The sequence below is a fragment of the Streptomyces sp. NPDC060198 genome, assembly GCF_042728415.1.
Lineage (GTDB): Bacteria > Actinomycetota > Actinomycetes > Streptomycetales > Streptomycetaceae > Streptomyces.
Genome location: NZ_JBHWZJ010000297.1, coordinates 1 through 8,590, shown reverse-complemented (window position 1 = coordinate 8,590; position 8,590 = coordinate 1). Strand labels below are relative to the sequence as shown.

The window sequence follows — 8,590 nt, the reverse complement described above, 5'->3', positions numbered from 1 at the left end:
GGCACACAGGTGCCCCGCGCGGGCCGCTCCCGTCCCCCGGCGCCTTCCGGCCACCCGCGCGGCGAAACCCCGGCCGCGACCCCGACCCCGGCCCTGATCCCGGCCCGGACCCCGGCCCTCGTACCCTCCACCCCCAGGAGGTGGACGTCTCCCGGCGCCTACACCCTGAGGCGGACGCGTCATCGGGACCTGGGGGCGATCCGCCGCCGGGCCCGCGCTCCTAGGTTGGGGAGATGACCACGCCAGTCTGCACGGGCGCCCTCAGGCGCCCCGCTGCCGCCGCCGGACACACCCCGCCCTACCCGTCGTTCTCCTCGTACGTCCGGGCGCGCGGCCCCGTCCTGCTGCGCACCGCGCGCTCGCTCACCGCCAATCCGAGCGACGCCGAGGACCTGCTCCAGACCGCACTGGCCAAGACCTACGTGGCCTGGGAGCGGATCGAGGACCACGGGGCGCTGGACGGGTACGTCCGCCGCGCCCTGGTGAACACGCGTACCTCGCAGTGGCGCAAGCGCAAGGTCGACGAGTACGCCTGCGACGAGCTGCCCGAGCCGGAGAGCGCTCCGGCCCCCGATCCGGCCGAACACCAGTCGCTCCACGACGCGATGTGGCGGGCCGTGCTCAAGCTGCCCGACCGGCAGCGGGCCATGGTCGTCCTGCGGTACTACGAGGACCTCAGCGAGGTGCAGACCGCCGAGGTGCTCGGGGTGTCCGTCGGCACCGTGAAGAGCGCCGTCTCCCGGGCGCTCCGCAAGCTCCGTGAGGACCCTGAGCTGGTGCCCGCGCCCTGACCCGTGCCGGGACCGCGCGATGGTCCCGCGCCCTGGTCCGGGCGCCCGTGGCCACCGGCCGGCGCAGGCGCGTACCGATTGGGGTGGCCCGGAGTAGTGACATACCGCGCGGTATGTGCGCAGAATCAGCGGAACCCTACTGCCGCGTAGCGCCTCCGGGAGGACGCCGTGCTGAGCACCATGCAGGACGTACCGCTGACTGTCACCCGCATCCTGACCCATGGGATGACGATCCACGGGAAGTCGCAGGTCACGACCTGGACCGGCGAGCCCGAGCCGCACCGCCGCAGCTTCGCGGAGATCGGCGCCCGCGCGATCCGGCTCGCCCGCGCCCTCCGCGACGGACTGGGCATCGACGGCGACCAGCGCGTGGCGACTCTCATGTGGAACAACTCTGAGCATGTCGAGGCATACCTGGCCATTCCGGCCATGGGGGCCGTGCTCCACACCCTCAACCTGCGGCTGCCCGCCGAGCAGCTCGTCTGGGTCGTCAACCACGCGGACGACAAGGTGGTGATCGTCAACGGCTCGGTGCTGCCCCTCCTCGCGCCACTGCTGCACCGGATGCCGTCCGTGGAACACGTGGTCGTCGCCGGTCCCGGCGATCTGTCCCTGCTCGACGGGGCCGCACCGCGCGTGCACGACTACGAGGAGCTCCTCGCCGACCGCCCGGACACCTTCGACTGGCCCGAGATCGACGAACGCCAGGCCGCCGCCATGTGCTACACCTCCGGCACCACGGGCGACCCCAAGGGCGTCGTGTACTCGCACCGTTCGATCTACCTGCACTCGATGCAGGTCAACGCGACCGAGTCGATGGGGCTGACGGATGCCGACACCACCCTGGTCGTGGTCCCGCAATTCCATGTGAATTCATGGGGATTGCCCCATGCGGCCTTCATGTCCGGTGTGAACATGTTGATGCCGGACCGTTTCCTCCAGCCGGCCCCGCTCGCCGAGATGATCGAGAAGGAGCGCCCGACCCACGCGGCCGCCGTGCCCACCATCTGGCAGGGCCTGCTCGCGGAGGTCACCGCGCGGCCGCGCGACCTCACCTCGATGGCCCGCGTGACCATCGGCGGCGCCGCCTGCCCGCCCTCGCTGATGGAGGCGTACGACAAGCTGGGCGTCCGCCTCTGCCACGCCTGGGGCATGACGGAGACCTCTCCGCTCGGCACCATGGCCAACCCGCCCGCGGGTCTGAGCGCCGAGGAGGAGTGGCCGTACCGCGTCACCCAGGGCCGCTTCCCCGCCGGTGTCGAGGGACGGCTGGTCGGCCCGGGCGGCGAGCACCTGCCCTGGGACAACGAGTCGGCCGGTGAGCTGGAGGTCCGGGGCCCCTGGATCGCCGGCGCGTACTACGGCGGTGTGGACGGCGAACACCTCCGCCCCGAGGACAAGTTCAGCCAGGACGGCTGGCTGAAGACCGGCGACGTCGGCGTCATCAGCCCCGACGGCTTCCTCACCCTGACCGACCGGGCCAAGGACGTCATCAAGTCCGGCGGCGAGTGGATCTCCAGCGTGGAGCTGGAGAACGCGATCATGGCCCACCCGGACGTGGCCGAGGCCGCCGTCGTCGCCGTGCCCGACGACAGGTGGGGCGAGCGCCCGCTGGCCACGGTCGTCCTCAAGGAGGGCGCCGCGGTCGGCTTCGAGAGCCTCAAGACCTTCCTCGCCGAGTCCGGCGTCGCCAAGTGGCAGCTCCCGGAGCGCTGGACGGTCATCGAGGCCGTGCCGAAGACGAGCGTCGGGAAGTTCGACAAGAAGGTGATCCGCAAGCGCCACGCGGACGGCGAACTGGACGTCACGGTCGTCTGACGCGCGGCCGGTACGGCGAAGGGCGGTACGGAGATCCGTACCGCCCTTCGTCACACGCTCAGTTGGTCCCTATCTTCGCCAGCAGATCGACGATCCGGGTCTGCACCTCGTCGCTGGTGGAGCGTTCGGCCAGGAAGAGCGCGGTCTCGCCGGAAGCGAGCAGCGAGAGTTCGGGTCCGTCCAGTCCGGCCGAGGTGTAGACGACCAGCGGGGTGTGGTTCAGGCGCCCGTTGGCCCGTAGCCAGTCGATGATCCCGGCCCGGCGGCGGCGTACCTGCATCAGGTCCATCACCACCAGGTTCGGCCGCGTCCGCGCGGCCAGGTCGACCGCCTCGCTGTCCGTCGACGCCCGGACGGCCTGCATGCCCCGCCGCTCCAGGGTCTGCGCGAGGGCCTCTGCGATCTCCTCCCGCTCCTCGATGACGAGGACCCGGGGCGGGTGCTGCTCGCTGTCGCGCGGGGCGAGCGCCTTGAGGAGGACGGCGGGGTCGGCGCCGTACGCCGCGTCCCGGCTCGCCTGCCCCAGGCCGGCCGTGACCAGCACCGGCACCTCGGCCGCCACCGCCGCCTGGCGCAGCGACTGGAGGGCGGTACGCGTGATGGGCCCGGTCAGCGGGTCCACGAACAGCGCGGCGGGGAACGCGGCGATCTGCGCGTCCACCTCCTCGCGCGAGTGCACGATCACCGGCCGGTAGCCCCGGTCGCTGAGCGCCGCTTGGGTCGACACGTCGGGAGCGGGCCAGACCAGCAGCCGCCGGGGGTTGTCCAGCGGCTCCGGGGGCAGCTCGTCGTCGACCGGCCGCGGCTGCGGACGGTTGGCGATCTCCACCGCACCGCCCGGACCGTCCAGCGGCTCCGGGCCCTCGGCGCCCTCGTCCGGTGCTCCTATGGCGTACGAACGCCCCTCGGAGACCGGCGTCATGAGCTGTCCCGAGGCCGTGGCCGAGGGCGTCGCGGAACCGGGCCGCGCGGGCTGCGGGGCGGCCGGTGCCTGCGGAAGGGCCGCGGGGGCCGGAGCGTCGGCTCCCGGGGGCGCCGACAGCTTGCGGCGCCGGCCGGACGTGCCCAGCGTCTGGTTCTGCTGGTGGCCCAGGTGCTGGACGAGCGGCACGCCCTGACCGAGCGTCCGCACGCTGAAGGCCCGTCCCTGGGTGTCCGAGCCCCCGGGCATCGGCGTCTCGGCGGGCAGCGGCTGCCTGCGGGCCGCGGGCACGGCGCCGGGCGGCACGAAGGTGTTGCCGGTCGCGTGGGCGGTGGGCCCGGCGTCGCCGGACACCGGCCCGGGAGCGGCGGGCGACGCGGGCACCGGCGGCGCCCCGGGCGCGGCTGCCGGTACGGCGGCGGGCGGCAGCGGGACGGCGGCGGGGGCCTGAGCCGACTGCGCGGAACCGTCGCCGGCGACGGCGTCGTTCCGGACGCGTGCGGCGTACGCGAGGGCGGGCTCGGGCGCCTCGTCGCCGTCCTGGACGTCGTCGTCCGCGGAGCCGCGGTCCGGGCCGCCGACCCGGTCGGTCGAGTCCACCAGCGACCAGCTCTCCGGCGAACCTGCGGTCTCGGCGGGACGAGCCCGCCGGCGTCCGGACGGGGAGGCGGGGACGGGGTGCGGCTGCGGAGGCGTGTGGTCGTCGTCCGGGCCCATGGCGGTGGCGTCGTGCCGGTCCGGTACCGCGTCGGGTCCGGGCCGGTCAGCGTCGGCGGGCCCCAGCGCGAACGGGGTACGCGGCCCCGCGTTCTCCGCGGCCAGCCGTTCCTGCGCGGCGGCCAGCGCGCGCCGGGCGCGACGGCCCGCGGGCTGGAGCTCCGGTGCGAGCGCCTCGGGCTGGGGAACACCCTCGTCGTGCACCACGGGCGACCGCACGGGCAGTGCCGGACGGCCCGCGTCCTCCGGACGCACCGGCTGCCCCTGCCGGCCCGGGCCCTGCTGCGGGCCGGGTGCCTGCGGGGCCGCCGGGACGCCCTGCGGGGGCACGGTCTGCCCGCGCTGCGGACGGCCCGCTCCCTGGGCGCCCTCGGCCGCCGTCACGACGGAACCCTCCGACGGCGCGTTGCCGGCCGCCGGGAGTGCCAGAGCCTGCCCGGCACCGCGCGGACGCGCCTGCGCGGCCGGGAGCCGCTGAGCAGGACCGGCCTGCGCAGGGACGGGCACGGCCTGCTGAGAGGGCGCCGGCTGAGGGCCGGTTGCAGGCAGGGGATCGGGTGCGGCCTGCTGAGCGGGACCGGCCTGCGCCGGAACCGGGGCGGTCTCCGCAGGGCTGGGACGGCCGCGCCTGCGGCCGGAACCCTCGCTCGGCCGGGGCGCCAGTGCCTCCTGCGCCTGGTCCTCCACCGCTGCCGGACCCCGCCGTGCCCGGCGCCGCCCGGTCGCACCCGAGTCGCCGGCGCCGTCGGAGGCACCCACCGGGACACCCACGTCGGCGGACCCCGCCGGCACCGCGCCTTCGGCGCCCGCGAGGCTCTCCGGCCCCTCCGGGCTCAGCGCGCTTTCGAGGAACGCGTCCGTCGACGCCCGGCGGGCCCTGCGTCGGCCGCCGCTGACGACGGCGGGAGCGCCGACGGCCTCGAAGGCCGCGACCTCCTGCTGCTGCGTGGCCTGCTCCGGCACCTCGGCCGGAGTCCGCCGAGGGTGCTGCGGCTGCTGCTGGACCGTGCCGGAGCCCGAGCCCAGCGGCACTTCGAGCACGTACGCGCTGCCCGCCATGCCGGGCATCTCGTGGGTCTGGAGCACCCCGCCGTGCGCCCGCACGATCCCGCGCACGATCGGCGTGTGCACCGGGTCACCACCGGCGAACGGGCCACGCACCTCGATCCGTACGACGTCCCCGCGCTGCGCCGCGGCCACCACGACGGTCGAGTCGAGGTAGCCGCCGCCGGGGGCGATCCGGGTCTTGCCGGTGGAGTCGATACCGGCCACGTCCGCGACCAGGTGGGCCAGGGCGGTCGCCAGCCTGCGGGCGTCCACCTCGGCCTCGATCGGCGGAGCGTGCACCGCGAACTGTGCGCGACCCGGACCGATCAGCTCGACCGCACCGTCGATGCCCGCCGTCACGACGGCGTCGATCGGCGCGGGAGCCTTGTCGAGTGCCTCGGTTCCGAAGTCCAGGCGCTGGTAGCCCAGGACGTTGTCGACCAGCGTGGTCATCCGGGCGTACCCGGCGGCCAGGTGGTGCAGGATCTGGTTCGCCTCGGGCCAGAGCTGGCCGGCCGGGTCGGAGGCGAGCGTGGCGAGTTCGCCCCGCAACTCCTCCAGCGGCCCGCGCAGCGACTCGCCCAGAACGGCCGTCAGCTGCGCGTGCTGGGCCCCGAGCAGTGCGATGTGGTCGGCCTGCTCCTCCAGCTCGGAGGCGTATCGCTCGGTGCGGTCGGCGATCTCGGAGGCGTGGCTCTCGGTGAGGCCGGAGACCTCGGTGGTGTGGTTCTCGGTGAGTTCCGTGACCGCCGCGGTGTGGCTCTCGGTCAGCTCCGCGACCTCGGCGGTGTGCTTCTCGGTCAGGGCGGCGATCTCGGCCGCGTGCTGCTCGGTCAGCTCCGCGACCTCGGTCGTGTGCTGCTCGGTCAGCTCCTCGTACGGCCTGCGGTCGGTGAAGGTCATCACCGCGCCGACCAGCTGGTCGCCGTCCCGGACCGGAGCGGTCGTCAGGTCCACCGGAACCCGCGCACCGCTCTTGGACCAGAGCACCTGCCCGCGCACCCGGTGCTTGCGCCCGGAGCGCAGGGTGTCGGCGAGCGGGGACTCCTCGTACGGGAACGGCTCACCCTCCGCACGCGAGTGCAGGATCAGCGGGTGCAGCTCCTTGCCGCCCAGGTCGCTGGCGCGGAAACCGAGGATCTGCGCGGCGGCCGGGTTGACCAGGACGACCCTGCCGTCCGTGTCCGTACCGACCACGCCCTCGGACGCGGCCCGCAGGATCATCTCGGTCTGCCGCTGCGAACGGGCCAGCTCGGCCTCGGTGTCGACGGTGCCCGAGAGGTCCCGGACGACGAGCATCAGCAGCTCGTCACCGGTGAAGGAGGAGGTCGGGAAGTCGTTGTAGGCGGCCTGTCCGCTGTCGAGGCTCGCACTGGTGACCTCGACCGGGAACTCCTGGCCGTCCGTCCGGCGCGCGATCATCCGCGTCGGCTTGGTCCTGCCCCGGGAGTCCGCCGAGTCCGGGCGGCGCATCGACCCGGGGATCAGCCGCGAGTCGAACTCGGCGAGCAGATCCAGGAGTCCGCGTCCCACCAGCCCGGTACCGGGCGCCTCGAACATTTCGAGCGCGATGGTGTTGGCGTTGACGACCGTGCCGTTGGCATTGACGAGCAGCAGCCCGTCAGGGAGGGCGTCGAGTATGGCTGCGAGGCGAGCAGTGCCTCGGGATGGCCTGCTGCTCACGACGCGCTTCCTCCCTGTTTACCGCACCTTGCCGGCCCGGGCCTCCATCTTGCCCCTCGGGCCACAGGCTGTCACGGGAGGAGTCTACGGGCACCGGAGCGGGCAGGAACGGTGGATGAGGAGGAGCTCTCGTCGAGCTTCCGCGCAACCGGTGCACACCCCGGGCCCCCGAATGCCCCAACACGCCCCGTGCGTACGGCTCCGGGGGTTCGGGCGGAGCCGTACGCCTGGAGCCCGCGAGAGGGCTCAGGGGTCGCGAGAAGGCCTGGGAAAAGGCCCATTCGGCCTACTGGCCGGGCGCGCGGGACCCGAATGTGCTTCCGGTGTGCGTCCGCTGTGCGTGCGGGAGGGCTCCCACTCGGGCCCGGGCCGGTCCTTCGGCCCGGTTACCGGCCGGTGGCCGGGAGCAGCGGGCTCAGGGCGTTCCAGCGGGCGATCTCGCAGCCGTTCTTGCGGTTCACGGTCGTGTCGACCGGACGGCCGCGCCAGGTCCCGGTGATCCGTGCGGTGGCCGGACCGCCGTACATCTGGGTGCACATCGCGTCCTCGTCCACCGGCCGGAACAGGTCCTCGCCCGCCCCCTCGGCCTCCGCGAGCCGGTCGCAGGCAGCCTGCGCCTTTGGGTGGTCGCCCCCGCCCCGCGTGCCCGACCGGGTGTCGGCGGCGGGCGCGCACGTCAGCTCGTACGACCCGTCACGGACGGGGCCGGCGGCGGCGCCCGCCTTGCCGGAGTCGGTGTTCCCGGTGTCCTGGACCGTCACGGTGAGCCGGGTGGCCGCGTCCGCCGCGGCTCCGGTGTCTCCCCCGGTTCCACCGGTGGTGGGTGCGGGAAGGGTGACGGGCGCCGGGAGGGTGGTGGGCTCGTCGATGTCCCCGGGCCGGTTGCTGCGGCCGGGGAGGGCGGGGGCGTTCGTGTCACGGGGACCACGCGCCTCGGCCGGCCCGGCGCCCTTGCGCGCGGGGCGGAGCATCCCGCTGTACGGGGAGCCGGCGGGCCCGGACTGGACGACGGGCCCGGACTGTTCGGACACCGGGACCGGCCCCGTCCCCTCGATGGGCACGGGCAGCGGCCCCACGGCCGTGGCGAGGGGGGCGGCGGTGGACAGCGCGGCGAGCGAGACGACGGCGGTGAGGGCGAGACGGCGCAGCATTGCGGGACTCCTGGTCCTGGGGCACGGGTGCGTGGAGACGGCGGCGGGCAACGGCTGACCCATCTCGTGTCCCTGGATCACGTCGTCCCTGTCCTGGTGTCCCTAACGTCCCTCCCGCTCCGGCGTTGCGCGATCCGGAGGGGCCGCACGGAGCAAGCCGGGGCGCACGCGGGGCGTACGGGCGGGGAGGGCCGGCCCGGAACGCGCAACCGCCGGACTTCGTCGAATCGAGGGCGAATGTCCTTTGCCCTGGCGCCCACCTGCCTAGTACCGTGGGCCGCGATTGGTGACACCGCACCCGACTGTGTCATCATCTGCACGCACCACTCGCGCTTGCGCGAAGGTGTGCTGGAGGCGTCGCCTAGTCCGGTCTATGGCGCCGCACTGCTAATGCGGTTTGGGTTTTAAAACCCATCGAGGGTTCAAATCCCTCCGCCTCCGCTCCATCCGAAGCCCCGTGC

The 8,590-nt window shown here is 74.1% G+C and carries 4 protein-coding genes and 1 tRNA gene; 3 read left to right on the top strand and 2 right to left on the bottom strand.

What is annotated here, in order from left to right:
- Positions 1–233: 233 nt before the first annotated feature.
- Positions 234–791: a SigE family RNA polymerase sigma factor gene (locus ACFWEP_RS26990; protein ID WP_387373711.1), complete on the top strand. Its 558-nt coding sequence runs from the start codon at positions 234–236 to the stop codon at positions 789–791.
- Positions 792–959: 168 nt separating this feature from the next.
- Positions 960–2,609, top strand: a complete 1,650-nt coding sequence (locus tag ACFWEP_RS26985; protein WP_387373709.1) for a long-chain fatty acid--CoA ligase — start codon at positions 960–962, stop codon at positions 2,607–2,609.
- Positions 2,610–2,667: 58 nt separating this feature from the next.
- Here ACFWEP_RS26985 and ACFWEP_RS26980 read toward each other — a convergent pair whose 3' ends face one another.
- Positions 2,668–6,978 (bottom strand): PAS domain-containing protein, encoded by a 4,311-nt coding sequence (locus ACFWEP_RS26980; protein WP_387373707.1) that lies wholly within the window; start codon positions 6,976–6,978, stop codon positions 2,668–2,670.
- A gap of 386 nt (positions 6,979–7,364) precedes the next feature.
- Entirely contained in the window at positions 7,365–8,129 is a 765-nt protein-coding gene (locus tag ACFWEP_RS26975) for an SSI family serine proteinase inhibitor (RefSeq protein WP_387373705.1), read from the bottom strand.
- Positions 8,130–8,479: 350 nt separating this feature from the next.
- On the opposite strand from ACFWEP_RS26975, the gene ACFWEP_RS26970 reads away from it, so the two are divergent.
- Positions 8,480–8,570 (top strand) — tRNA-Ser (locus ACFWEP_RS26970).
- Positions 8,571–8,590 lie beyond the last annotated feature (20 nt).

Excerpts from the sequence above, each read along its gene's own strand:
- ACFWEP_RS26990 (WP_387373711.1), top strand. The coding sequence starts at position 234 with ATGACCACGCCAGTCTGCACGGGCGCCCTCAGGCGCCCCGCTGCCGCC.
- ACFWEP_RS26975 (WP_387373705.1), bottom strand. The coding sequence starts at position 8,129 with ATGCTGCGCCGTCTCGCCCTCACCGCCGTCGTCTCGCTCGCCGCGCTG.